This is a genomic window from Ensifer sp. ENS06 (assembly GCF_014852205.1).
GTDB classification, from domain to species: Bacteria; Pseudomonadota; Alphaproteobacteria; order Rhizobiales; family Rhizobiaceae; genus Ensifer; species Ensifer adhaerens.
In genome coordinates this window covers 172,886-198,673 of the sequence record NZ_JACVBC010000007.1, presented here as the reverse complement: position 1 = coordinate 198,673, position 25,788 = coordinate 172,886, and the positions used below count along the sequence as shown (strand labels likewise).

Here is a 25,788-nt window from a genome sequence, read left to right as displayed (position 1 = left end):
TCAGCTCGGCAGCATGTCCTTGAGGCGCAGATAGGCGATCCGCTCCACCTGCCGGCACGCGGTCTCGAACTCCGTATCGCGATCGTTGCCGATCCGGCTTTCGAAGGCGGCGAGGATCTCGTCCTTGCTGCGCCCCTTGACCGCCATGATGAACGGGAACTTGAACTTCTCGACATAGGCGGCGTTGAGCGTGGTGAAGCGTTCACGCTCGGCATCGGTCAACGCATCGAGGCCGGCACCGGCCTGCTCGTTGGTCGAGCTTTCGGTCAGGCGCTTGGCCTGTGCCAGCTTGCCGGCGAGATCGGGGTGGGCGATCAGCACGGCAAGCCGCTCCTCGGCCGAAGCTTCGCGGAAGACTGCGGAAAGGGCGGCGGCAAGGCCGATCGCGGTGTCGTTGGCCGGCGAAAGTTCGCCCTGGAAGGCGCGCTTCGCGATCCACTTCGAATGTTCGAAGACGCCGCCGAACCTGGCGACGAACGCCTCTTCGCCAAGCCGCGACGGACGATCGTCCCAGGCCTTGTACGGGTAGTTTTCGGCCCAGTGGCGGGCGATATCGACGCGTTTTGCGAGCCACACCTTCTCGTGGCCCTGCACATAATCGAGGAAGCGGGCGAGTGCCGCGGCGCGGCCGGGCCGGCCGACGAGGCGGCAGTGCAGCCCGATGCTCAGCATCTTCGGCGCACCGGCCGTACCTTCGGCGTAGAGCACGTCGAAGCTGTCCTTGAGGTAGCTGAAGAACTGGTCGCCGCTGTTGAAACCCTGCGGCGTGGCAAAACGCATGTCGTTGCTGTCGAGCGTGTAGGGGATGACCAGCTGATGGCGCCCCGCATGCTCATGCCAATAGGGCAGGTCGTCGGCATAGGCGTCCGATACGTAGTCGAAGCCGCCGGCTTCGGTCACCAGGTCGAGCGTGTTGTCGGAACAGCGCCCCGTGTACCAGCCGCGCGGGCGCTCTCCGGTGACGATGGTGTGCAGCCGGACCGCTTCGGCGATCTCCTGGCGCTCGCGCTCCGGCGAAAAGTCCTTGTGTTCGATCCATTTCAGGCCGTGCGAGGCGATTTCCCAGCCGGCGTCCTGCATGGCGGCGACCTGTTCCGGCGAGCGCTTCAGCGCGGTTGCGACGCCATAGACGGTCGCCGGCACGCCGCGCTCGGTGAACATGCGATGCAGCCGCCAGAAGCCGGCGCGCGCGCCATATTCGTAGATCGATTCCATGTTCCAGTGGCGCTGGCCCTGCCAGGCCTGCGCACCGACGATTTCCGACAGGAATGCTTCGGAGGCTGCGTCGCCGTGCAGCACGCAGTTCTCGCCGCCTTCCTCGTAATTGATGACGAATTGCACGGCGATCCGCGCGCCGTCGGGCCATGTGATCTTGAAGTTCGGGCCGTGGCCGTGAAGATCGCGGGGGTATCTCATCTAAGCAGCTCCTCCAGACATTTTCGTCTCTGCATCCAATTTCTAGCGGCATTTGTTTCGAGCCATTCCCCCCAAAAAATTTGAAAGTCTCGAATGATCCGGTCGCTACCAAGCGGGTGGGAATGCCGGAATACTGCGAGGTGGAAAGCTGACTTCGGGAGGAGCGAAAACTATGCAATCTCAGGGTGGAAACGCCGGCCGTTTGACGACGCACGTGCTGGATACGGCCAGCGGCAAACCGGCCGAAGGGCTGCGCATCGAGCTCTACCGGGTCGATGGCGATCGCCAGACGCATATCAAGTCCGTCAAGACCAATGACGACGGCCGCTGTGACGAGCCGCTTTTGAGCGGCGAGTGCATGCAGACCGGCACCTACGAGCTGCAGTTCCATGCGGGCGATTATCTCGGCGGCGCAGCCAAGCGCGGTGACAACCCGTTCCTCGACGTGATCCCAATCCGCTTCGGCATCGATAACCAGGGCGCGCACTATCACGTGCCGCTGCTGCTTTCGCCCTATAGCTACTCCACCTATCGCGGGAGCTGAGCAATGACGATCCAAATCCGCAACACCATCCGCTTCATCCTGAACCACCGCCTCGTCGAACTTGCCGATGTTTCGCCGGTTCAGACTCTGCTCGATTTTCTGCGCATCGACCGCAATCTGAAGGGCACGAAAGAAGGCTGCGCCGAGGGCGACTGCGGTGCCTGCACCGTGCTTATCGGCCGCCTGCTCGACGGCAAGCTCAAGTATGAATCCGTCAATGCCTGCATCCGTTTCGTCGGCTCGCTCGACGGCTGTCATATCGTGACGGTGGATAGTTTGGCGCAGCCGGCTGGCCCGTTGCATCCGGTGCAGCAGGCAATGGTCGACACGCATGCCTCGCAGTGCGGTTTCTGCACGCCGGGCTTCGTGATGTCGCTCTATGGCCTCTGGATGGAGAACTCGAAGCCGTCGATCGCCGAAATCGAAAAGGCGCTGCAGGGCAATCTGTGTCGCTGCACCGGCTATGCCGCGATCATCCGCGCCGCCGAGGCGATCTCGACGATTGGCGACATCGGCAAGGATCCGCTGGTTGCCGAACGCGACCGGATCGCAGGCGAACTGGCAGCACTTCAGGATGGCCGTCGCGTGGAAATCGGCTCGGAGACGGAACGCTTCATTCTTCCGGGCTCGGTCGATGATTTCGCGGCCGTGCTCGAAGCCAACCCGAAGGCGACGATCGTTGCCGGTTCGACCGATGTCGGCCTCTGGGTCACCAAATTCATGCGCGACATCTCACCGGTCATTCACCTGACCCATCTTGAAGAACTGCGCCGCATCACGGTCGATGCCGACGGCGTGACGCTCGGCGCCGGCGTCAGCTACGCCGAAGCCTACCCTGTTATCGTCGCGCACTTCCCTGCACTGACCGAGCTTTGGGACCGCATCGGCGGCCAGCAGGTCCGCAACATGGGCACCGTGGGTGGCAACATTGCCAACGGCTCGCCGATCGGCGACACCCCGCCGGCGCTGATCGCGCTTGGCGCTGCGATCACGCTGCGCAAGGGCGATCGCCGCCGCACGGTCGTCCTCGAGAACTTCTTCATCGCCTACGGCAAGCAGGACCGCGAGCCGGGCGAGTTCGTGGAAAGCGTGCGCATTCCTTTCGTTTCCGATAACGCGCGCGTGGCCGTCTACAAGGTGACGAAGCGTCTGGATGAGGACATTACCGCCGTCTGCGGCGGCTTCAACATCGCCTTCGAGGCAGGTCGGGTCAGCGACGCCATCATCGCCTTCGGCGGCATGGCCGCTACGCCGAAGCGAGCCGCTCATGTGGAGGCGGTGCTAAAAGGCGCCGAGTGGAACGAGGAGACGGTCGAGCGCGCTGTCGCAGCCTTCGATCAGGACTTCACGCCGCTCACCGATTGGCGCGCTTCGGCGGAGTACCGCCAACTGGTGGCGAAGAACCTGCTTCGCCGCTTCTATCTCGAAACGCAGTCGAGTGGCGGCCAGCTCCGTCTCGATCGCACCATTGCTGTCGCGGTTTAAGGGAGGAAGCCATGAACGTGATGCAGCCCATCGACCGCATCCGCGGCGGCGTACACGAAAACGAACGGCACGAGTCCGGCCACAAGCATGTGTCCGGAACGGCCGAATATATCGACGACATTCCTGAACCCCAGGGCACCCTGCACGGCTATCTCGGCCTCTCGCAGCGGGCGCACGCCGACATCCTGTCGATTGACTTTGAGGCCGTGAACGCCAGCGAAGGCGTGATCGGCGTTCTGACGGCCGCCGACATTCCCGGTGAAAACGACATCAGCCCGGCGCACAAGCACGACGAACCGATCTTCGTCACCGACAAGGTGGAGTTCCACGGCCAGCCGATCTTCGCGGTTGTCGCCACGTCGCGCGAAGCGGCGCGGCGCGCGGCCGCCAAGGTCAAGATCGAGTATCGCGACCTGCCGCATGTGACCGACGTGCTCGAAGCGGCTGCCGCCAACTATCCGCTGGTCATCGATCCCTTGAAGCTCGAGCGTGGCGACATCGACGCCGGCTTTGCCAAGGCGAAGAACATTCTCGAAGGCGAGATGCGCATCGGCGGCCAGGACCACTTCTATCTGGAAGGCCAGATCTCGTTTGCCATTCCCGGTGAGGACGACGAGGTGCTCGTCTATTCCTCGACCCAGCACCCGGCCGAGACGCAGCACATGGTCGCGACCGTGCTTGGCGTGCCGTCGAACGCGGTCACCGTGAATGTGCGCCGCATGGGCGGCGGTTTCGGCGGCAAGGAAACCCAGGCCAACATTTTCGCCGCCGTCGCGGCCGTCGCGGCCAAGAAATACCGCTGCCCGGTCAAGGTTCGGCCGGACCGCGACGACGACATGAGCGCCACCGGCAAGCGTCACGACTTCCACGTAGACTACAAGCTCGGCTTCGACGACGAGGGGCACATCGAGGCGGTGGACGCTGTCTTTTCGGCACGCTGCGGTTACTCGGCCGATCTCTCCGGTCCAGTGACCGACCGTGCGCTCTTCCATGCCGACAACTGCTATTTCTATCCGAACGTGAGACTGCGCTCGCGTCCGCTGAAGACCAACACCGTTTCCAACACCGCGTTCCGCGGTTTTGGCGGCCCTCAAGGGATGGTCGGTGGCGAACGAATGATCGAGGACATCGCCTATGCCGTCGGCAAGGATCCGCTGGAAATCCGCAAGCTGAACTTCTACGGCGGCGAGGGACGAAACCTCACGCCCTATCACCAGACCGTGGAAGACAACATCATCGGCCGCATTATCGAGGAACTGGAAACCTCGGCGGATTATGCCAAGCGTCGCGAAGCGGTGATCGCGTTTAACCGCGAGAACAATGTGGTAAAGCGCGGCATCGCGCTGACGCCGGTAAAGTTCGGCATCTCCTTCACCAAGACCGAGTACAACCAGGCCGGCGCGCTGGTGCATGTCTATACGGATGGTTCGATCCATCTGAACCATGGCGGCACCGAGATGGGGCAGGGGCTCTATACCAAGGTCGCCCAAGTGGTGGCCGACGAGTTCCAGGTTGATCTCGACCGGATCAAGGTGACGGCGACGACGACCGGCAAGGTGCCGAACACGTCTGCAACCGCGGCGTCCTCCGGCTCCGATCTCAACGGCATGGCCGCTGCCAATGCCGCCCAACAGATCAAGGAACGGCTGGTCAAGTTTGCTGCCGAGCGCTGGAACGTCGCCGAGGCCGATGTCGCCTTCGAACCGAACGTGGTGCGGATCGGAGCGGAACGCTTGAGCTTCAACGAGTTCATCAAGATCGCCTATGGCGCCCGCATCCAGCTTTCGGCCGCCGGTTTCTACAAGACGCCGAAGATCCACTGGAACCGCGCCGAAGGCCGGGGCCGGCCGTTCTTCTACTACGCCTATGGCGCCTCGTGCTCCGAGGTCAGCGTCGATACGCTGACCGGTGAATATCAGGTCGACCGCACCGACATCCTGCACGATGTCGGCCGCTCGCTGAACCCGGCGCTCGATCTTGGTCAGGTCGAAGGCGCCTTCGTTCAGGGCATGGGCTGGCTGACGACGGAAGAGCTCTGGTGGGATGCCAAGGGCCGGCTGCGCACGCACGCGCCCTCGACCTACAAGATCCCGCTGGCTTCGGATCGGCCACGCGTCTTCAACACCCGGCTTGCCGAGTGGTCGGTCAACCGCGAAGAAACGATTCGCCGCTCGAAGGCTGTCGGCGAACCGCCTTTCATGCTCGGCATCTCCGTGCTGGAAGCCTTGTCGATGGCGGCCGCGAGCGTTGCGGAGTATCGTATAGCACCGCGCCTTGATGCGCCGGCAACGCCGGAAAGGGTGCTGATGGCGATCGAGCGGCTGCGGGCGGCCGCACGGCAGAAAGGGTAACAGGGGCTGATTGTCATGGTGGCGAGCCGCGAGGATATCAGGGACTTTCTCCGACGCGAGCGCGACTGCGTGCTTGTGGAGGTGACCGGTGCCGCCGGTTCGACGCCACGCGATACCGACGCCTGGATGCTCGTCGCCGCCGATAGCCTGTTCGGCACGATCGGCGGCGGGCAACTCGAATACATGGCGATCGACCATGGCCGGCGGGCGCTGAAGCGTGGCGACGCGCCGGAGGCGATGACGATCCCGCTCGGACCGGAGATCGGCCAGTGTTGCGGCGGGCGCGTGGCGCTTGCCTTCACACGAATCGATCGGGAGAAAGCCGCCATGCTGATTGAACGCAGCGACCTGGAAATCGCCAGCCGGCCGCATGTCTATGTCTTCGGCGCGGGCCATGTCGGCGATGCACTGGCGATGGCGCTCTCCCTGGTGCCGGTGCGCACCGTTCTCGTCGATACCCGCGAGAATGAGCTTTCGGCCGTTGCCGACATTCCCGGCATCGAGACCTGCCTGACGGCGATGCCGGAGGCAGTGGTGCGCGACGCGCCCCCCGGCAGCGCCTTCGTCATCCTCACCCACGACCACGCGCTCGACTTCCTGATCGCGGCAGAAGCGCTTCGCCGCGACGATGCCTCCTATGTCGGTATGATCGGGTCGAAGACGAAGCGCTCCACTTTCAAGAACTGGCTGTCGCGCGAGATCGGTCGACCGGACCTCTTCGACCGGCTGGTCTGCCCGATCGGCGGCACGACGGTGAAGGACAAGCGGCCAGCGGTGATCGCTGCGCTTGCCGCCGCCGAAGTCATGGCGGCTGCGCTCAATTTTCGCCAGCCGGTGCAAGCGGACATCTCGCGTCGGCCGGCTGCCGCCAAGCTTGCTCGTTAGCAAATCCGCCCGTCAGCGGAGCGCCGTTTCGCCCCGGTGCGCACCGTTGAGGTGGAGCGCAAAGCCGTTGATGCGCGGGTCGCCGACCTCCGGTCGGAGTTCAAGCGTCGGGATTGCATAGTCCCCGCCGTTCTGCCGGCGATAGGGAATGGGCGCAGTTGTCGCGAGCGTGTGCATTCTTTCTTTCAGTTGTTCCGCCGTGGCTTGAAAACCAGCGTCGTCAAGGCTGTCTACGCGGTAGGCGACGAACGGCGGGAGCACGTCGTAACCGGGATAGAAGAGGATCCCGTGGTTGATCGGGAAGAGCAGGTCGTCGATCGGCCCGTTCACGCCCCGCGGCGAATAGTGCTCCTCCCAGCCGCCCGTCGTCACGACAAGCATGGCGCGTTTGCCGGCCAGCGTTCCCTCGCCGAAGCGCCTGCCCCAATATTTGTCGCTGTGCTCGCCGACGCCATAGGCAAAACCATAGGCATAGACGCGGTCGACCCAGCCTTTCAGGATCGCCGGCATTGAATACCACCACAGCGGAAACTGCAGAATCAGCGCGTCGGCCCAGAGCAGCTTTTCCTGCTCGGTCTTGACGTCGGCGGTCAGCGTATCGGTGGCAAAGGCCTCCTTCGACGCGCGGCTCGGCTTGAACCGGGCATCGGGGGCAAGGGCCGGAAAATCGGCGCGACCGATCTCGGACTTCCATCCCTCGGCATAGAGATCGGTGACACGAACCTCATGGCCTTCCGCCTCAAGCGTCTTGACGGCGATATCGCGCAGCGCGCCGTTCAGTGAACGCGGTTCGGGGTGGGCATAAACAAGCAGAACTTTCATGGTCGATATCCTCGGTGCCATCAACTGAGACTCTAGGTAGACCGCCCCATCCCTATGCGGTAGATATTCGAAATGCATAGGATCATGCCGAAAAATGGATAAGTCTGATGTTACGCTTGAACGCATGCGCACCTTCGTGCGCGTCGCCGAGCGGGGCAGTCTTTCGGCTGTTGCGCGTGAGTTCGGCATCGGCCAGTCGACGGTGACGCGGCAGCTGCGAGAGCTCGAGGAAGCGATCGGCGTGCCGCTGCTTAGCCGCACCACCCGTCGCGTCACGGTGACCGACGAAGGCAGCCGTTACTACGCCGATAGCGTCCAGATCCTGCGACTGGTAGAACAGGCCGGCGACGAAGCGCGCGGTGCGCGTGGGGCTGCTGCCGGTACCATTCGTGTGTCCTGCACGTCCGCATTGGGAGTGCTGCACGTTACCCGGCTGATCTTTGCTTTCCAGGACAGGCATCCCGACATCGGCGTCGATCTGAGCCTGACCGACGAGCGCATCGACCTCGTGCGGGAAGGCATCGACGTCGCGTTGCGGCTCGGGCCGCTTAGCGACAGCTCCATGAAGCTTAGGCCGCTTGGGCAGAGCCGGCGTCTTCTGGTGGCTGCTCCGGCCTACCTGGCCGCGCGCGGATTTCCGCGCGCCCCAAGCGACCTCTCGGCGCATGAGGGGATCCGCATGTCGAACATTGCCGGCAGTGAAAGGCTCAACTTCGAAGCCACAGACGGGCGGCATCTGTCCGTGCCCTTCGGTGGACGCCTTCGCATCGATCATGGGCTTGCTGCACGTGAGGCCCTCGTCGCCGGCCGGGGCATCGCGCCTGCCCACCGATGGCTCGTCGACGATCTGATCGAGGCCGGCCTGTTGGTGCCGCTGCTTCCGGACTATTCATTGCCTGCGGTGCCGCTCAGCCTGCTGATCGTGCCGGAACGCTCTGGCATCGCCCGTGTTCGTCTGTTGGTTGATTTCCTGGTCGAGGCGATCGGCAACCTTCCGGGGATCGAGAGGTCCAGAGCCTAGCGGCCTCGGCCGTCCGCCAGCTGCGACAGCGTGATCCCTAACCCGAATGGATCGGTTGCATGACCCGTGCGCCGTAAGCCATACCACAAATGTGTCGCTTACCCTTTGCTTCCGGATCTGTCTATCATCAGTAGTTTCTAAAATAAGGTTGACGCTGAGGTCGACCTTAGCGGAAGTAACGCGTCCAGGATTTTCTTTAGTGCTTTTCAGACAAATCGCGTTTTACGCAATTGCACAGAGACGGGGACGCATCAGATCGGGAGACGACTATGAAGAAACTGACGCGTGCTCTGCTCTTGTCCACGGCATTCGCGGTGCTGACGCACTATAGCGCGCCGTTCATGATCGGCGTTGCCCACGCCGATGGGGGTACTACCAGTGGTGAAGGCAGCACGGGCGGCACCGGTGGTGATGGTGGTACGGGCGGTGATGGCGGTACGGGTGGTACCGGCGGTGACGGTGGAACGGGGGGCGATGGCGGCACGGGCGGCACCGGTGGTGATGGCGGCACGGGCGGCGATGGCGGTGGCACCGGTGGTGACGGTGGTGGCACGGGCGGTGATGGCGGCGGCACCGGTGGTGACGGTGGTGGCACGGGCGGTGACGGTGGTGGCACTGGTGGCGATGGCGGCGGCACCGGTGGCGACGGTGGTGGCACGGGCGGTGATGGCGGCGGCACCGGTGGCGATGGCGGCGGCACGGGCGGTGACGGTGGTGGCACGGGCGGTGATGGCGGCGGCACTGGTGGCGATGGCGGCGGCACCGGTGGCGACGGTGGTGGTACCGGCGGCGATGGCGGCGGCACGGGTGGTGACGGTGGCGGCACCGGCGGTGACGGCGGCGGTGGCGGCAAGCCCAAGCACGCCAACAACGGCTTCGGCAACGGCGGCGGTGACGGAGTTCCCGGCAAGTCGAAGCACAGCGACGTGAAACGCTGATCTCTGAAAAATATTGAGGGCGCGCCGCATCGGCGCGCCTTCTTTCTTTTGCAAACCACGTTGAGATCGCCCGGCACCGGGCGAAAGAATCGGCTCTCCGTCGATAGGAGCCGCCGGCAGGATGCCTAGGGTGTGCAGTCTTGCTCCTTGGTCCAGGCCGAAGCGGCCGGAAGACGAACGGTCAGGCCAGCATTCCGTTGATCAGGCGCTGACAGCGCTCGGCCATGTAATCGATCATCAGTCGCACCTTCGGGTCCTGGAACCGCTTGTGCGGATAGATCGCCGCAAGCTGCACGCTGAGCGGCGGCGTGTCGACGAGGATCGGCACGAGTGCGCCGGAATTGATGTGCGCCTTCACCTCGAACAGCGGCTTGTTGATAATGCCGCGGCCGTCGAGCGCCCACTGCGTCAGGACGTCGCCGTCGTCGGAATCATAGGGTCCGGTGACTTCGAGCTTGCGCACGCCTTCCATGGTCTGGAGCGTCCAGAAATACTCTTTCGAACCGGGATACCTGAGCAGCAGACAGTCGTGCTTGTCGGCGATGAGTGCGTCGGGCGTCTGAGGGATGCCCCGCTTCTCGAAATAGGCAGGCGCACCGCAGACAACGCGCTCGCAATTCATGATGCCGCGCATGCGCAGGTTCGAATCTTCGAGGATGCCGAGCTTGAAGGCGACGTCGACGCCTTCCGACAGGATATCGACATTGTGGTCCGACAGGCGAAGCCGCACTTCGATGTCGGGATACTTGTCGTGAAACTCCGGAATGCCCGATGCAATCAGCCGCCGACCTATCCCCAAAGGAGCGGTAATCTTCAGCGCGCCCTTCGGATTGCGCGAGAGATCGGCGATCGCATTTTCTGCTTCGTTGACAGCCTCGAGGATCTTCACCGCGCCGTCGTAAAAGACGCGACCGTGCTCCGTCGGGGTCAGCTTGCGCGTCGTCCGATTGAACAGGCGAACGCCCATATGGCGTTCCAACTCTTTGATTCTATTGCTTGCAACCGCCGGCGTCACGCGCTGGTCGCGACCCGCTGCCGACAGGGTTCCAAGCTCTACGACGCGTACGAAGACGCGCACATTGTCCAGATAAGACATGCCTCCGTCCCACTCCTTCAGGCTCTCTCTAGCCTATCCATTCCGTCGCTATTTTATAGATTTTTTTGAAAGTGTTGGTGAAGCAGCGACGTTCCCGCGACCTCCAGCAATGACACATAATGGTCCGAGGAGAAATGGGAGAATTTCATGTACGACTATGCCATCGCCTGGGATTGGCTGACCTTTGCCGTGAGATGGCTGCACGTCATCACCGCCATTGCATGGATCGGTTCGTCCTTTTACTTCGTCGCCCTCGACCTCGGTCTGAAGAAACATCCCGGCCTGCCGGTCGGCGCCTATGGCGAAGAATGGCAGGTGCACGGTGGCGGCTTCTACCACATCCAGAAATACCTGGTTGCGCCGGCCAACATGCCGGAGCACCTGATCTGGTTCAAATGGGAGTCCTACGTCACCTGGCTCTCCGGCTTCGGCATGCTCTGCCTGGTCTACTATGCCGGCGCCGACCTCTACCTGATCGACCCGAACGTGCTCGACGTCTCGAAGCCGGTGGCAATCGCCATCTCGCTCGGCTCGATTGCCTTCGGCTGGCTCGCCTATGATACGATCTGCAAGTCGCCCTTCGGTCGCGACAACACCCGACTGATGGTGCTGCTCTACTTCATTCTGGTCGGCATGGCCTGGGGCTACACGCAGCTCTTCACCGGCCGCGCAGCCTTCCTGCATCTCGGTGCGTTTACCGCAACGATCATGTCGGCCAACGTCTTCTTCATCATCATTCCGAACCAGAAGGTGGTCGTCGGCGACCTGATCGCTGGCCGCACGCCCGACGCCAAGTACGGCGTGATCGCCAAGCAGCGCTCGACCCACAACAACTACCTGACGCTGCCGGTTCTGTTCCTGATGCTGTCGAACCACTATCCGCTGGCGTTCGGTACCCAGTACAACTGGATCATCGCCTCGCTGGTCTTCCTGATGGGCGTGACCATCCGCCACTATTTCAACACCCGTCACGCGAACAAGGGCAACCCGACCTGGACCTGGCTCGTAACCGCGCTGCTCTTCGTCGTCATCATGTGGCTGTCGACCGTGCCGAAGATTCTTGCCGGCGGCGAGGAGGCGAAGATTTCCGCCGCGCAACAGCCGTTCGTCACCGCGGAAGCCTTTCCGAAGGTCCGCGACACGGTGCTTGGCCGCTGTTCCATGTGCCATGCCAAGGAGCCGGGCTGGGAGGGCATCGTCGTCCCGCCGAAGGGCGTGATGCTCGAGACCGACACTGAGATCGCCAATCACGCGCGTGAAATCTACCTGCAGGCCGGCCGCAGCCACGCGATGCCGCCCGCCAATGTCACCGGCGTATCGGACGAGGAGCGGCAGCTGCTCGTCGCCTGGTACGAATCCGTCGTGAATGGAGGAAAGACCCAATGACCGATCTGCTGATCCGCGGCCGTGTGCTGACCTTCGTCGAGGAACCAAAGGGCATCGACGACACCACCTCCTATCGCTACTTCGAAGACGGCGCCGTGCTCGTGCGCGGCGGCAAGGTCGCCGATATCGGCGATCATGCCGATGTCGCCCGTCGTGCCGGTGCCGGCGTCAAGGTCGCCGACCATCGCCCTCATCTGGTGTTGCCAGGCCTGATCGATACGCATCTGCATTTCCCGCAGACGCAGGCGATCGCCTCCTACGGCGCCCAGCTTCTCGAATGGCTGAACACCTACATTTTCGTCGAGGAGCAGAAGTTCCGCAAACCGGAGCATGCCGACTTCATCGCCGGCCGTTTCCTGGATGAGCTTCTGGCGAACGGCACGACGACGGCGGCCGCCTATTGCTCGGTGCATCCGGAGAGCGTCGACGCCTATTTCGGGGCCGCTGAAGCGCGCGGCATGCTGATGATCGGCGGCAAGGTGATGATGGACCGCAATGCGCCCGATGCGCTGCGCGACACGGCGCAGCAGGGCTATGACGAGACGAAGGCGCTGATTGCCAAGTGGCACGGCCGTGGCCGCGCGCACTACGCTATCAGCCCGCGCTTTGCCATCACCTCGACGCCGGAGCAGATGGAGGCGAGCCGCACGCTCGTCGCCGAGCATCCGGAGTGCTACGTCCAGACGCATCTCTCTGAAAACAGGGACGAAATCGCCTTCGCCACGTCGCTCTATCCGGAAGCGAAGGACTATACCGACATTTACGCGCGCTACGATCTGCTGACGCGCAAGACCTTGCTCGGCCACTGCATCTATCTGAGCGACCGCGAGATTTCGGTACTCGCCGAAACCGGTGCCGTCGGCAATTTCTGCCCGACCTCGAACCTGTTCCTCGGCTCGGGTCTCTTCGATCGCGATCGCTTCGACAAGCTCGGCGCCCGCTGGTCGGTCGCGACCGATGTCGGCGCCGGCACCAGCTTCTCGATGCTGGAGACGATGGACGAGGCCTACAAGGTTCTGCACCTGCAGGGCCAGCGGCTGACGCCATTCAACTCCTTCTACCGCATGACACTCGGCAACGCCCGGGCGCTCGATCTCGACGACCGTATCGGCTCGCTGCATGTCGGCGCCGATGCCGATATCGTGGTGCTTGATAGCCGCGCCAAGCCGTCGATGGACTTGCGCATGCGGGTTGCCGGTTCGCTTGTCGAGGAACTCTTCATCCTGCAGACGATGGGTGACGACCGATGCGTGGCCGAGACCTATGTCGCCGGCAAGCCGATGAAGGGAGCTGCACGCGCTGCGAAGGACGCAGCCACCTCGGCAGTAAAGAGCCTCGAAACGGCCTAAGGCGCGTCCGCCCCTGCTGGCTCGCCAGCATTGCTTATTATAACGCCGCGTGTCCGGATCGGACGCGCGGCGTTTCTGTTGGTCGGGGTTTAAAGCTCTTCCGGTCGCTTGCCGCCCATCGCCTTGGTCAGCGCATCCGCGCGTTCGCGCACGATGGGGCCGAAGGTTGAGAGCTTCTGATCGCTGACGCGGACCGACGGGCCCGAGATGGATATGCCGGCGATCGTTTCGCCATATTCGTTGAAGATCGGAGCGGCGACGCAGCGCATGCCGAGCGTGTGCTCCTCGTCGTCGACCGACCAGCCGCGGTGGCGGATCTCCTGGATATCCTTCAGCAGCGCCGGCAGCGTATCGCGCGTCTTGTCGGTGAAATGCGCGAGTTCGCGACCGTGGAGCAGTTGGGCGATCTCCTTGTCGGACCAGGTGGACAGGATGGCCTTGCCGATGCCGGAGGCATGAACCGGACCGCGGCGGCCGGGACGGAAGAAAGCGCGCATCGGCGCGTGGCTTTCGACCTGCGAAATGAAGACGACGTCGCCGCCTTCCTCGATGCCGATATTCGCCGTCTCGCCGCTTTCCTCCATCAGTCCTTTTAGAAACGGCCGACTGATGGTGCCGAGCTTGCGGAAGCGCAGATAGGCGTTGCCGATCTCGAACGCCTTCAAACCGACTGTCCAGGCGCCCGTGTCCGGGTCGTGCATCACCATGCCGTGGCCGGCAAGCGTTGCCAGCAGCCGGTGCACGGTCGACGGCGCCATGCCGGTCTCGTCGGCGAGCTGGGTGAGGGTTGAGCCGTCGCCTTCGGCCACGACCGTCAAAAGGGCGAGACTGCGATCAAGCACCTGGACGGATGAAGGGGCGGCGTTCTCGCCCGCCTTGCGTCCGCGTTTTCCCCTGCCGTTGCCGTCCATAAAAGCCTCTCTGCAAATCACGTGTCTCGCCCATCATCCTCTATCAGGCCATGCCGCGATTTTCTCCGAATTATTGAAAATCTTTATTTCCACATGATGGAAATGAATTCCATTTGCGTGTTGCGTATCGACGATAATGGATTATTGTTTCAGGAAATTGGAGGAGTTCCCATGGCTAAGATGCGTGCCGTTGACGCGGCTGTTATTGTTCTGGAAAAGGAAGGCATCGACTGTGCCTTCGGCGTACCGGGTGCCGCCATTAATCCGTTCTACTCGGCGCTGAAGGCGCGCGGCTCGGTTCGTCATATCCTGGCGCGCCACGTCGAAGGCGCTTCCCACATGGCCGAAGGCTATACGCGCGCCAAGCACGGCAATATCGGAGTCTGCATCGGCACGTCGGGCCCGGCCGGCACCGACATGATCACCGGCCTCTATTCGGCCTCGGCGGATTCGATCCCGATCCTCTGCATCACCGGCCAGGCGCCGCGCGCCCGTCTCGACAAGGAAGATTTCCAGGCTGTCGATATCGCCAAGATCGCAGCACCGGTCACCAAGTGGGCGGTTACCGTCATGGAGCCGGCGCTCGTTCCCTTCGTCTTCCAGAAGGCGTTTCACATCATGCGCTCCGGCCGTCCCGGCCCGGTGCTGATCGACCTGCCGGTCGACGTCCAGCTTGCCGAGATCGAATTCGATCCGGACACCTACCAGCCGCTTGAAGCCTACAAGCCGAAGGCGACGCGGGCCCAGGCCGAGAAGGCGATCGCGATGCTGAACGAAGCGGAACGCCCGCTGATCGTTGCCGGCGGCGGCATCATCAACGCCGATGCATCGGACCTTCTGACAGAATTTGCCGAAATCACCGGAATTCCGGTTATTCCGACGCTGATGGGCTGGGGCACGATCCCGGATGACCATCCGCTGATGGCCGGCATGTGCGGCCTGCAGACCTCGCATCGCTACGGCAATGCCAACATGCTGGCCTCCGACTTCGTGCTCGGCGTCGGCAACCGCTGGGCAAACCGCCACACCGGCAACGTTCCGACCTACACGGAAGGCCGCAAGTTCGTTCACGTCGACATTGAGCCGACGCAGATCGGCCGCGTTTTCGCGCCCGATTTCGGTATCGTCTCGGATGCCGGCGCTGCGCTGAAGCTCTTCCTCGATGTCGCGACGGAATGGAAGACGGCGGGCAAGCTGCGTGACTGGTCCGCCTGGGCGGAAGAGTGCCGCGAGCGCAAGCGCACCATGCTGCGCAAGACCCACTTCGACCAGACGCCGCTGAAACCGCAGCGCGTCTATGAAGAGATGAACAAGGCCTTCGGCCGCGACACCTGCTACGTTTCGACCATCGGCCTCAGCCAGATCGCCGGCGCCCAGTTCCTGCACGTCTACAAGCCGCGCAACTGGATCAATTGCGGCCAGGCCGGACCGCTCGGCTGGACCTTGCCTGCGGCCCTCGGTGTTCGCGCTGCCGATCCGGACCGGACGATCGTGGCACTCTCAGGCGACTACGACTTCCAATTCCTGATCGAGGAACTGGCTGTCGGCGCCCAGCACAAGCTGCCTTACCTGCATGTGGTCGTGAACAATTCCTATCTCGGCCTCATCCGCCAGGCGCAGCGCGGTCTCAACATGGACTTCGAAGTCAGCCTCGCCTTCGACAACATCAACGCGTCGGGCGATGCGGAGAAGGGTTACGGCGTCGACCACGTCGCGGTTGCCGAAGGTCTCGGCTGCAAGGCGATCCGGGTGCGCAGTCCGAACGAGTTCCAGGAAGCCTTCGACCGGGCGCGCGCGCTGATGGACGAGCACCAGGTTCCCGTCGTCATCGAGTTCATCCTCGAGCGCGTCACCAACATCTCCATGGGCGCCGACATCAATGCAGTCGTCGAGTTCGAGGAACTGGCGCTGCGCGGCGAGGACGTGCCGACCGCGATCACGGCCCTGCTCGACTGAGCCTTGAATGACTGAGGAGATGCGGGCGCTCCGCCGCCCGCATCGCTCACAAGACAAACACAAGGAGGAAACATCGCATGGCGAAGTTCGCTGCGAACCTGACAATGCTGTTCAACGAGGTGCCGTTCCTCGATCGTTTCGCCCTTGCTGCCAAGGCCGGCTTCGAGGGCGTGGAATATCTGTTTCCCTACGAATTCGAAAAGGTGAGCCTGCGCGCAGAGCTTCAGCGCCATGGCCTGACCCAAGTTCTGCACAACCTGCCGGCCGGCAACTGGGCGAGCGGCGAACGCGGCATCGCCATCCTGCCTAACCGGGTCGACGAGTTCCGCAAAGGCGTGGCGAGCGCCATCGACTACGCGACGGCGCTCGACTGCAAGCAGGTCAACTGCCTGGTTGGCATCGCGCCTCACGGTGTCTCTGAACAGGTGCTGCGCGACACGCTGGTCGCCAATCTCAAGCTTGCTGCAAGCGAACTCGGCAAGCAGGGCATTCGCCTGCTCATCGAACCGATCAACGACTTCGATATTCCGGGCTTCTATCTCAACACGGTCGAGCAGGCGGCTTCGATCATTGAGGAGGTCGGCAGCGACAACCTGTTCATCCAGTACGACCTCTACCACCAGCAGCGCACGCAGGGCGAGTTGATCGGCACCTACAAACGCTTTGCCGATCGCATCGTTCATGTCCAACTTGCCGACAATCCGGGCCGCAACGAGCCGGGCACCGGCGAGATCAACTATCCCTTCGTCTTCGACGCGCTGGAAGCGGCCGGCTACGACGGCTGGATCGGTTGCGAATATAAGCCGCGCACCACGACTGCCGAGGGCCTTGGCTGGCTCGGCGCCGAGCGCCAGCGCACCCAATCCGCAGACATCATCAAGATCAGGAGCTAAACACCATGGCAACAATCGGTTTCATTGGACTGGGTATCATGGGCACGCCGATGGCGCGCCACCTGCAGGATGCCGGCCACACCATCGTCACCTCGAAGTTCGTCATCCCGCCGCGCCAGGAGCTGCTCGACAACGGCCTCAAGTTCGTCGACTCGCCGAAGGCGTTGGCCGAAACCGTCGACACCATCATCCTGATGCTGCCGGATACCCCTGAGGTCAAGGATGTTCTCTTCGGCGAAAACGGCGTCGCCTACGGTCTTTCCAAGGGCAAGCTCGTCATCGACATGAGCTCGATCTCGCCGATCGAGACGAAGGAATTCGCCAAGAAAGTTCGCGAGACCGGTGCCGAATACATCGACGCCCCGGTTTCCGGCGGCGAAGTCGGCGCCAAGAATGCTTCGCTCTCGATCATGGCGGGCGGCGCCCAGGAGAGCTTCGACCGCGCCCTGCCGCTCTTGAAGTTGATGGGCAAGAACATCACGCTCGTCGGTGATTGCGGCGACGGCCAGGTCACCAAGGTCGCCAACCAGATCATCGTTGCGCTGACGATCGAAGCGGTCTCGGAAGCGCTTGTCTTCGCCTCCAAGGCGGGTGCTGATCCGGCGCGCGTCCGCGAAGCGCTGATGGGCGGCTTTGCCTCCTCGCGCATTCTCGAAGTTCACGGCGAGCGCATGATCAAGCGCACCTTCGATCCGGGCTTCCGCATCTCGCTGCACCAGAAGGACCTCAACCTGGCTCTCCAGGGTGCCAAGTCGCTCGGCATCTCGCTGCCGAACACGGCGGCAACGCAGGAACTCTTCAACAACTGCGCAGCCAACGGCGACAGCGGCCTAGACCACTCCGGCCTCGTCCGGGCGCTGGAGCGCATGGCGAACCACCAGGTTGCCTAAGCAATTCCAGGGAACGTGCGAAGCGGTTTTCCGTTAGGAATTGCGCCGCTTTGAAAAGATCAGGCGACGACCTTAAATGCGCATGACTCGTCCGGCGTCCCATTGTGCCGGACCGGTCATGCGTCCGGGCGGCGGTTGGAGGAACCGCCGCCCGAGACTTTCATGCAGTTCCAACCGCGATTTGCGCTGGGATGACATATAAGGATGGAGCGACGCGACATCCTCCAGGGGGAGACCAATGCCAACCATCACCGATCCACGCCGTTTCCTCGAAGCGCTGTTCACCTCGGCCGTTGCCGCGGCTGATCCGGAGAAAGTGATCGCGGCCAACCTGCCGGCGCGACCGAAGGGGCGGACGGTGGTGGTTGGGGCCGGCAAGGGTGCGGCCCAGATGGCAGCCGCCTTCGAACGCCATTGGGATGGTCCGATCTCGGGCGTGATCGTCACCCGCTATGGCTATGCTGCCCCATGCGAGACGATCGAGGTGCTGGAAGCGTCGCACCCCCTGCCTGATGAAAACGGTTTACTGGCCTCGAAGCGCTTGCTCGCCGAAGTCGGCGGCCTGACGGCGGACGATCTTGTCGTCGCGCTCGTCTGCGGCGGTGGCTCGGCGCTTTTGCCCTCGCCACCACCCGGCTTGACGCTGGAAGACGAGATCGCCGTCAACCGGGCGTTGCTTGCCTCCGGCGCGCCGATCAGCGCCATGAATGCCGTGCGCAAGCACGTCTCGATGATCAAGGGCGGTCGGCTGGCTGCCGCGGCCTATCCGGCCAAGGTCGTTTCGCTGATCGTTTCCGATATTCCGGGCGACGATCCGGCGCTGGTCGCCTCCGGCCCGACACTGGCGGACGCCAGCACGCGCGAGGATGCGCTGACGCTGATCGAGCGCTACAGTCTGAACCTGCCGGCAAAGGTTATGGCGTGGATCAATAGCCCGGAAAGCGCCGCGCCATCTCCTGATGACCCGCGTTTTGCCCGTAACGAAGTCCGGCTGATCGCATCCGCATCCGTCTCGCTCGAGGCCGCGGCTGCAGAGGCGCGTGCCGCCGGCATCGACGCGATCATTCTTTCCGATGCGATCGAGGGCGAGGCGCGCGACGTTGGCGGTGTGCATGCGGCGATCGCCCGGGAAGTCGTCGGCCGCGGTCGACCGTTCACCAAACCGGTCGTCGTTCTCTCGGGCGGCGAGACGACCGTCACCATCCGCGGCAAGGGCAAGGGCGGACGCAACAGCGAATTCCTGCTGGCGCTGGCGCTCGGCATCGACGGTGCCAAAGGGGTCTCGGCGCTGGCCGCAGACACCGACGGCATCGACGGCTCCGAGGACAACGCCGGCGCTTTCGCCGACGACACCACCATCGCCCGCCTCGCGGCGCAACGGCTGGATGCCGCGACATTCCTGCAGAAGAACGACAGCTGGTCGGCGTTCGATGCGCTCGGCGATCTCTTCAAGCCGGGGCCAACGGGCACCAACGTCAACGACTTCCGCGCCATCCTGGTGCAGTGATATCCGCGCGGCGGGTGTGTAGCCTGCCTGTCGTTATACACTTCACGCGAAGTGGCAACTGACCGAGCCATAAGCGCCGAAATCGGCGACGATCGTGTCGCCGTTCCTGGCTTCGAGCGTGCGGATGAAAGAGCCTGAGAGAACGATCTGGCCGGGCTCGATCGCGTCGCCGCATTGCGCGAGACGATTGGCGAGCCAGGCGATGCCGCGCGCCGGATGGTTGAGCACACCGGCCGCAAGTCCCGTTTCCTCGATCACCGCATTGCGCGAGACGATCGCCCCCATCCAGCGCATGTCGACCGTATCGGGGCGCACGGCGCGGCCGCCGAGGATGAGGCCGCCATTGGCGGCATTGTCGGCGATCGCATCGACGAGGATGCGCGCCTTCTTTGTTTTCGGATCCGTGCGGACGATCCGGCTGTCGAGAATTTCCAGCGCCGGCATGACATAATCCGTGGCGTTCAGGACCTGGACGATGTTGACCCGCGGGCCTTTGAGCCCGGTTTTCATGATGAACGCGATCTCCGCTTCGACCCGTGGCTGGATGAAGCGATCGGCGGGTATGCTTGCGCCGTCGTCGAACAGCATGTTGTCGAAGAGCACGCCGGAATCGGGCGTGTCGATGCCGAGCGCCTGCTGCATGGCATTGGACGTCAGCCCGATCTTCCAGCCGATGATGCGGTGGCCGTCGTCGCGTTTGCGCCGGACCAGAGCCGCCTGGATCGCATAGGCGTCGTCGACCGTCATTTCGGGATGCTTGAGCGAGAGGAGCCCGATCTGTTTTCGATCGCGTTCGGCCTGATGCAGGCTTTCGGCGGCCTTGGCGATCTCGGTTGCATTCAGCATGGCGCCCCCCGACTTCAGCGTCCTTAAGGATACACCAAGGTCGGACCCGGCGCGCGCACCGTCTTTGGGCGATCAGATCGGCTGACTTGCCAGCATCAGGCCGAGGCCGATGAGGATCGAACCGCAGGTGCGCGGAACAAGATTGCCGGCGCCACCAACCAGCCGACCGAGCGTGAAGGAGGCGAGGAAGACGGCCGCGATATCGGCGACCGACAGGGCAAGGTTCACCAGCAGGCCGAACATCAGGAACTGCAGCGACATCGGCATCGCCACGGCCGGATCCACGAACTGCGGCAGGAAGGTCACGAAGAACAAGGCGGTCTTGGGATTGAGGACCTCCACCACGATGCTGTCGCGCAGGACGCCGGGTTTCGCAGCCTCGGCGTGGGCGGCATGTTTGCCGACTCCGAGCAGCATGGTCGCGCCGAGCCAGACCAGATAGACGGCGCCGGCAAGCCTGATCGCCCCATAGAGAAGCGGTGCATGGTGAAGCAGGGCGGCAAGCCCGAGCGCCGCGGCGGCGATGTGGACGTAGCAGCCGATATGAATGCCGAGCGCCGCCAGGAGGCCGGCCTTGCGGCCATGCGCCAACGTCTGCGCCGTCATATAGAGAATGGCAGGACCCGGCATGAAGGCGAAAATCGCCGTTGCCAGTGCGAACGAAATCCAATGCTCCAGCGACGGCATGGGGGCTCCTCCCGAAATAGCCGGAACGCCCCGGGCCGACGTCTTGGCGTCGAACCATCTCGGTGGCGCGATAGAGCGGGAGAACTACGCTTGGTTGTATCCGATTGACATACGGCAGGTGCCGTATTTCGGCGTTGTGGCAGGATCGCCTGTTTTGCCGTGGTTAAGGGAAGGTGACTTCCGGAAAGACCGGCGAGGACTGCGATATCAACCGATCGGCAGGCCGATGCGCAGCGCATAGGCCGCGATCTCTGCCGTGTTGTGCAGACTGAGCTTGCGCATCAGGTTCTCGCGATGCTTGCGGGCCGTGAGCGGGCTGATACCGAGGCGATCGGCGGTCTCGCGCGCGGTCAGCCCCTGGGCGGCGAGAGAGAGGATCTGCATTTCGCGGCGGGTGAGGGGGATGGGGGAGAGCGCCGTATCGGTTGTCGGCGGCGGCTGGTGGCTGCGGGGATCGTCGATGGCGAAACGAACCGATTGGCTGAGATAAATTTCGTTTCGCAGCATTGCGTCGAGTGCTGCATTCAGTTCGGCCGGGTCGCCGGTCTTCGTCAGGTAACCGCTGGCCCCGGCGGCGATCACGGCCCGCACGGTTCGCGGCTCGATGTTTGCGGTCAGCGCCAGGATCTTCATGCGCGGCGCGACCGCCCGGAGTTCGTTGATGAACTGCACGCCGGCAACCCCCGGCATGCCGAGGTCGAGGATCACCAGATCAGGACTGCTGGCGCGAACGATGGTCGTCAGCGTCTCGCCGTCGGCCGCTTCCGCAACCACCGATACGTGGTCCATGGTGGAGAGCAGCAGCTTCAGGCCCTCGCGAACGATGGCGTGATCGTCTGCCACCACGATCGTCAGCAGTTTGCGCATGTAAGCAATCCTTCATCGAAATCGGCAATTCTCCGCGGACATGGCGTTGCATCGAGACAGGAGCGGCAATGGAGACTCGCGAACACCTGCAACCTCTCCTGATAGGCTTATTATTTCGTCAATCTTACGCGGTGCTTTTTGCCAATTTCGCAATTCCACTGCCGGTTGCTTATGTCCTGCGCGATCTTGTGTCGTGGGATCTGCTGTTTTCATGGGGTGCCGCACTCTATCTGCTGACGTTCGCCCGCATTCTTCTCGACTGGCGATATCGGCGTCAGACCGATGAAGGGCGGACGCGGGACTGGCGGCGATGGGCCTGGCGCTTCACGCTGCTTTCGTGGGTTTCCAGCGGTCTCTGGGGCGCGCTTGGCTGGTTTGCCTTCCATCCGGACGAGCCGCAGACGCTTGCCTTCGTCTGCATCGTGATCACAGGCATTGCCAGCGGCGCGGTGCCGTCGCTGTCTGCCTTTCCGCTCGCCTATGCCGGCTCGCTGGTTGCGATCCTCCTGCCCTTCGCGATCCGCTGCTTCCTCGGCGAAGGGCCGATCTACGACACCTATCTGATTTTCACCATCTGCCTCTTCGGCGTCGACCTCTACTACAGCCGCGTTACCCACAGGACGCTTGCCGAAACGGTGCGGCTGCGTTTCGAGAATCTGTCGCTGATCACCAGCCTTGAGGCAGAGCGCGACAAGGCGCAGAGCGCCGATCGCTCCAAGTCGCGGTTCCTCGCTGCCGCAAGCCACGACCTGCGTCAGCCGATCCACGCCCTCAGCCTTTTCACCTCGACGCTGGCGGCACTCGGTCGCAACGGTGACGTTCCGGCCAAGAGCGCGCGCGACCTCGCCGATCGCGCGCGCTCGGTCATCGGTAATCTCGGCGGTCTGCTCGATGCGCTGCTCGACATTTCCAAGCTTGACGCGGGAATCGTGACCGTCGCGCGCGAACCGGTGTCCCTACGGCGACTGTTCCACGACCTCAAGGCGGAGTTCTCCGGCATTGCGAAGGACCAGGGCCTCGGATGGCGCGTGGTGATGACGGATGTCTGGGTCGATACCGACCCGATGATGCTGAAGCGCGTCCTCGACAACCTTCTTTCCAATGCCTTCCGCTACACGCGGACCGGCACGGTGCTGATCGGTTGCCGACGCCGCGGTGCTGCGCTGGAGGTGCAGGTCTGGGACACCGGTGTCGGCATCCCGGCGTCCGAACAGGACGCAATCTTCGAGGAGTTCGTACAGCTTCAGAACCCGGCGCGCGACCGGGCGCAAGGGCTCGGGCTCGGCCTTGCTATCGTCCAGCGTACCGCCGCTCTGCTCGGCCACCCGGTCAAGGTGGTCTCGACGGAGGGCCGCGGTTCGATGTTTTCCATCACTTTGCCGGTGGTTGCGCCGCCTTCGCTGGCACAGCCCGGACGCGCCCATCCGGCCGCTGCGACGCAGCATGGGGGCATCGTCGTCATCGACGACGAGCGCGACGCGCTGGATGCGACGGCGCTGTTGCTCCGCACGCTCGGCTATGCGGTCTATGCCGGGCGTTCGGCTGCCGGGGCCCGAAAGGAGCTTGCGAAGGCTGCGCGCTTAGGAGAGGTGCCGGTCGATCTTGTCATCACCGACTACCGTCTCGAGGCCGGCAAGACCGGGATCGGTGCGATCCGGGAGATCAGGGCCTATCTCGGGCGGGAGGTGCCGGCGCTGATCCTTTCCGGCGATACGTCGCCGGCGCGGCTGAAGGAAGTGACCGCAAGCGGCCACCGTCTTCTCCACAAGCCGCTCGATGCGGTGCGGCTGGAGGAGGAGATCGAAGCGCTCCTCGCCGAGCGGGCTGAAGACGCGGCACGCGAGATCCGCACTGTTACTCGATGAAGACGCGCACGCTGGCGGCGCGGCCGACGGAATCGATCACCGTCAGCGTCGAATAGCCGGCACCATCCGGTTGCCACTGCGTGACCCGCCGGCGGGTGAGCTCCGGCAGAGGCTTGCCATTGGCAAGCCAGCGGAACGGCGCGCGTCCGCCTTGGAGCTTGAGTGTCAGCGGCGAAAGCGCCTGATGGTTCGCACTGAGCTCGACGCGTGCGCCCTCGGGCGGAAACACGATCTGCGGTGCCGGCTCGCGGGCCGAAGCGTTGACGAGGCCGCTTGCCGTCAGCGAGAAGCGGCGCTGGCTGATCGGCAGTTCGGCTTGAGAAATGCGGATCGCGCCGGCCGGCGCATCGGGCAGCGGCGTGATGCCGAAGCCGGATTTGGCGAAGCTTTCGAAGAGAATGGGGGCGGCGCTGCCATAGCCGGTGAGACCGGGAACCGCGCCATTGTCGGGCCGTCCGACCCAGACCCCGAGCACATGGCGGCCGTCATAGCCGACCGACCAGGCATCGCGGTAGCCGTAGCTGGTGCCGGTCTTATAGGCGATGCCGCGCTGGCGACTGCCAGCGGGCGGCAACACGCCGGAGAGCGCGTCGGAGACATTCCAGACGGCGACCGGCGAAAGCACCGGTTCCGCTTCGATCAGGCCCGCCTTGCCCTCAACGCCGTCGCCGAGCCGGAGCGGGAAGCCGCGGTTGGCAAGCGCCGCATAGAGCTGCACGAGATCGCGCAGGGAAAGTCCGACGCCGCCAAGACCGATCGCAAGGCCGGGTGCTTCGCCGGCAGGAAGTGCCGGCTTCACCTCGCCGCGGCGAAAGCGCATCATCAGCTCGGCCGGGCCGACCGCGTCGAGCAGGCGGATCGCCGGAACGTTCAGAGACAATTGCAGCGCCTCGCGCACGCTGACATCGCCCTGGTAGCTCATGTCGAAGTTGCGTGGGCGGTAGCCGAAGAAGTCCGCCGGCCGGTCCTCGATGATCGTTTCCTGGCTGACGAGCCCTTCTTCGAAGGCAAGGCCATAGATGAAGGGCTTGAGGGTGGAGCCCGGCGAACGCGTGATGCGCGTCATGTCGATCCAGCCGGAGCGGCTCGCATCGAAATAGTCGGCCGATCCGACCGAAGCGACGATCTCTCCGGTCTTCGCATCGGCCATCACCATGGCGACCGAAACCTTCGGTCCGAGCTTGGCTGCCCCTTCCTTTGCCACGGCTTCGAGGTTGCGCTGGACGGCAAGGCGCAAGCTCGTCTCATGCCGAACCGCCCGCGGGTCCTTGCGCAACGCCCGTTCGGCGAGGTGCGCGGCATAGGCCGGGAGTTGCAGCCTGCGCGACGGAACGGACGTGGCGATTGCGCGTTCCGCTTCGCCGTCGCCAATCACGTCAGCAACGGCGAGACGCGTCAGCACCCGTTCGCGGGCGGCGACAGCGGCGGCATGGTTGCGGTCCGGGCGGCGCTTCTCCGGCAATTGCGGTAGTGCCACGAGCAGGGCCGCTTCGCCGGCCGTCAGCCGTTTCGGCTCCTTGCCTAGCCACGAGTGGCTCGCGGCGCGCACACCCTCGATATTGCCGCCATAAGGCGCATGGGTGAGATAGAGATTGAGGATCTGGTCCTTCGATAGCCGTCGCTCGATCTGGATCGCGCGTGCGATTTGCAACAGCTTGGCGGTTATCGAGCGCTGCTGCCGCGGCTCGATCAGCCGGGCGACCTGCATGGAAAGCGTCGAGGCGCCCGAGACGATCCGGCCATTGCTGACGAATTGAAGCGCGGCGCGGCCAAGCGCCAAGATATCGACGCCGGAATGCTCCTCAAAACGCTGGTCTTCGTAGGCGATCAGCATCTTCAGGAACTGCGGATCGACATCGTCGACCGTGGTCTTCAGTCGCCAGAGGCCATCCGGCGTTGCGAAGGCGCGCAAGAGCTGTCCGTTGGCGTCGTCCACCTCGCGCGAGACGACGTCCGCCTCCGCAAGCGGCGGCGGGAAGGCCTCGTCAGCCTTTTCGATCGCAAAGCCCGTCAGCCCCGTCACCAGCAGGCAGACGGGCAAGGCGATCAGCAGTTTGCGCCCAATCGACATGA

General features: G+C 63.7%; 21 protein-coding genes. 13 read left to right on the top strand and 8 right to left on the bottom strand.

The window, feature by feature from the left end:
* On the bottom strand, positions 1–1,416 hold the full coding sequence (puuE, locus tag IB279_RS23555; protein WP_112983435.1) for an allantoinase PuuE: 1,416 nt from the start codon (positions 1,414–1,416) through the stop codon (positions 1–3).
* 172 nt (positions 1,417–1,588) lie between these two features.
* Between puuE and uraH the strand changes: the two genes are divergently transcribed.
* From uraH to xdhC, 4 genes are read left to right on the top strand one after another with little or no spacing between them, the layout of a single operon-like run.
* A complete protein-coding gene (uraH, locus tag IB279_RS23550; protein WP_113186993.1) occupies positions 1,589–1,960 on the top strand; it encodes a hydroxyisourate hydrolase in 372 nt (123 codons plus the stop codon).
* A gap of 3 nt (positions 1,961–1,963) precedes the next feature.
* Positions 1,964–3,445, top strand: a complete 1,482-nt coding sequence (xdhA, locus tag IB279_RS23545) for a xanthine dehydrogenase small subunit (protein ID WP_113186992.1) — start codon at positions 1,964–1,966, stop codon at positions 3,443–3,445.
* A gap of 11 nt (positions 3,446–3,456) precedes the next feature.
* Positions 3,457–5,796 carry a xanthine dehydrogenase molybdopterin binding subunit gene (gene xdhB, locus IB279_RS23540; protein WP_113186991.1) on the top strand — a complete coding sequence of 780 codons (2,340 nt, stop codon included), beginning with the start codon at positions 3,457–3,459 and terminating at the stop codon, positions 5,794–5,796.
* An 18-nt stretch (positions 5,797–5,814) separates the two neighbouring features.
* Entirely contained in the window at positions 5,815–6,681 is an 867-nt protein-coding gene (gene xdhC / locus IB279_RS23535; RefSeq protein ID WP_090426596.1) for a xanthine dehydrogenase accessory protein XdhC, read from the top strand.
* A gap of 12 nt (positions 6,682–6,693) precedes the next feature.
* Here xdhC and IB279_RS23530 read toward each other — a convergent pair whose 3' ends face one another.
* Complete coding sequence (locus tag IB279_RS23530; protein ID WP_060586160.1) at positions 6,694–7,503, bottom strand: NAD(P)H-dependent oxidoreductase; 810 nt, start codon at positions 7,501–7,503, stop codon at positions 6,694–6,696.
* 94 nt (positions 7,504–7,597) lie between these two features.
* Between IB279_RS23530 and IB279_RS23525 the strand changes: the two genes are divergently transcribed.
* Both IB279_RS23525 and IB279_RS23520 read left to right on the top strand, forming a co-directional pair.
* Entirely contained in the window at positions 7,598–8,524 is a 927-nt protein-coding gene (locus IB279_RS23525; RefSeq protein WP_060586163.1) for a LysR family transcriptional regulator, read from the top strand.
* A gap of 269 nt (positions 8,525–8,793) precedes the next feature.
* Entirely contained in the window at positions 8,794–9,462 is a 669-nt protein-coding gene (locus IB279_RS23520) for a hypothetical protein (RefSeq protein ID WP_162770703.1), read from the top strand.
* A 181-nt stretch (positions 9,463–9,643) separates the two neighbouring features.
* Here the strand turns inward: IB279_RS23520 and IB279_RS23515 are convergent, their stop codons facing one another.
* Complete coding sequence (locus IB279_RS23515) at positions 9,644–10,558, bottom strand: LysR family transcriptional regulator (RefSeq protein WP_034799367.1); 915 nt, start codon at positions 10,556–10,558, stop codon at positions 9,644–9,646.
* A 147-nt stretch (positions 10,559–10,705) separates the two neighbouring features.
* On the opposite strand from IB279_RS23515, the gene IB279_RS23510 reads away from it, so the two are divergent.
* Both IB279_RS23510 and guaD read left to right on the top strand, forming a co-directional pair.
* The gene (locus IB279_RS23510; RefSeq protein WP_034799370.1) at positions 10,706–11,944 is read left to right on the top strand and encodes a urate hydroxylase PuuD; all 1,239 of its coding nucleotides are present in this window, start codon (positions 10,706–10,708) and stop codon (positions 11,942–11,944) included.
* A complete protein-coding gene (gene guaD / locus IB279_RS23505) occupies positions 11,941–13,293 on the top strand; it encodes a guanine deaminase (protein WP_034799372.1) in 1,353 nt (450 codons plus the stop codon). The genes IB279_RS23510 and guaD overlap by 4 nt, the downstream gene beginning before the upstream one ends.
* 89 nt (positions 13,294–13,382) lie before the next feature.
* Here guaD and IB279_RS23500 read toward each other — a convergent pair whose 3' ends face one another.
* Positions 13,383–14,204 carry an IclR family transcriptional regulator gene (locus IB279_RS23500; protein WP_034799375.1) on the bottom strand — a complete coding sequence of 274 codons (822 nt, stop codon included), beginning with the start codon at positions 14,202–14,204 and terminating at the stop codon, positions 13,383–13,385.
* Positions 14,205–14,375: 171 nt separating this feature from the next.
* Between IB279_RS23500 and gcl the strand changes: the two genes are divergently transcribed.
* From gcl to IB279_RS23480, 4 genes are all read left to right on the top strand, one after another.
* Positions 14,376–16,160 (top strand): glyoxylate carboligase, encoded by a 1,785-nt coding sequence (gcl, locus tag IB279_RS23495; RefSeq protein WP_034799378.1) that lies wholly within the window; start codon positions 14,376–14,378, stop codon positions 16,158–16,160.
* A gap of 77 nt (positions 16,161–16,237) precedes the next feature.
* Positions 16,238–17,053: a hydroxypyruvate isomerase gene (gene hyi, locus IB279_RS23490; protein WP_060530281.1), complete on the top strand. Its 816-nt coding sequence runs from the start codon at positions 16,238–16,240 to the stop codon at positions 17,051–17,053.
* A 5-nt stretch (positions 17,054–17,058) separates the two neighbouring features.
* Positions 17,059–17,943, top strand: a complete 885-nt coding sequence (locus tag IB279_RS23485; protein ID WP_034799385.1) for a 2-hydroxy-3-oxopropionate reductase — start codon at positions 17,059–17,061, stop codon at positions 17,941–17,943.
* 238 nt (positions 17,944–18,181) lie between these two features.
* On the top strand, positions 18,182–19,450 hold the full coding sequence (locus IB279_RS23480) for a glycerate kinase (RefSeq protein ID WP_113188052.1): 1,269 nt from the start codon (positions 18,182–18,184) through the stop codon (positions 19,448–19,450).
* 42 nt (positions 19,451–19,492) lie between these two features.
* On the opposite strand, the gene hpaH is transcribed toward IB279_RS23480, so the two are convergent.
* The 3 genes from hpaH to IB279_RS23465 form a co-directional block, all read right to left on the bottom strand.
* The gene (gene hpaH, locus IB279_RS23475; RefSeq protein ID WP_034799390.1) at positions 19,493–20,296 is read right to left on the bottom strand and encodes a 2-oxo-hept-4-ene-1,7-dioate hydratase; all 804 of its coding nucleotides are present in this window, start codon (positions 20,294–20,296) and stop codon (positions 19,493–19,495) included.
* 72 nt (positions 20,297–20,368) lie between these two features.
* Positions 20,369–20,983: a LysE family translocator gene (locus IB279_RS23470; protein ID WP_060521686.1), complete on the bottom strand. Its 615-nt coding sequence runs from the start codon at positions 20,981–20,983 to the stop codon at positions 20,369–20,371.
* A gap of 207 nt (positions 20,984–21,190) precedes the next feature.
* Complete coding sequence (locus IB279_RS23465) at positions 21,191–21,850, bottom strand: response regulator transcription factor (RefSeq protein WP_034799397.1); 660 nt, start codon at positions 21,848–21,850, stop codon at positions 21,191–21,193.
* Positions 21,851–22,038: 188 nt separating this feature from the next.
* On the opposite strand from IB279_RS23465, the gene IB279_RS23460 reads away from it, so the two are divergent.
* Complete coding sequence (locus IB279_RS23460; protein WP_309139239.1) at positions 22,039–23,715, top strand: ATP-binding protein; 1,677 nt, start codon at positions 22,039–22,041, stop codon at positions 23,713–23,715.
* Here the strand turns inward: IB279_RS23460 and pbpC are convergent.
* Positions 23,705–25,786, bottom strand: coding sequence for a penicillin-binding protein 1C (gene pbpC / locus IB279_RS23455; RefSeq protein WP_192339854.1), 2,082 nt, complete (start codon positions 25,784–25,786; stop codon positions 23,705–23,707). The genes IB279_RS23460 and pbpC overlap by 11 nt on opposite strands.
* Positions 25,787–25,788: the final 2 nt, after the last annotated feature.